The 256-nt window shown below is 56.6% G+C and carries 1 protein-coding gene; it reads right to left on the bottom strand.

Annotation, left to right across the window (positions count from 1 at the left end):
* A partial coding sequence (locus EXT47_RS24340) for a phosphopantetheine-binding protein (protein ID WP_205991281.1) occupies nt 1–233 on the bottom strand: 233 nt, incomplete at its 3' end.
* Nucleotides 234–256: the final 23 nt, after the last annotated feature.

Raw genomic sequence — 256 nt, 5'->3', positions numbered from 1 at the left:
GCCAGCGCTGCCAGCTTAGGCTGGTTGAAAATCTCCCGCAGCGGCAAAGTCACCTCAAAGGCTTCGCTGCAGCGGGCGGCCAGTTTGGTGGCCAGCAAGGAGTGGCCCCCCAAATCAAAGAAATTATCCCCAAGACCGACACTTGCTATGCCCAGCAGCTGCTGCCAAATTTCACTCAAGCGTATTTCCGTCTCCGTTTGCGGAGCGATATACTCTGCCCTTAAAGCCTCCATATCCGGCTCCGGCAACGCATGAC

The sequence above is a fragment of the Pseudoalteromonas sp. CO342X genome (assembly GCF_004208915.1).
Classification (GTDB): Bacteria; Pseudomonadota; Gammaproteobacteria; order Enterobacterales; family Alteromonadaceae; genus Pseudoalteromonas; species Pseudoalteromonas maricaloris.
This window is presented reverse-complemented; position numbering and strand designations above follow the sequence as displayed.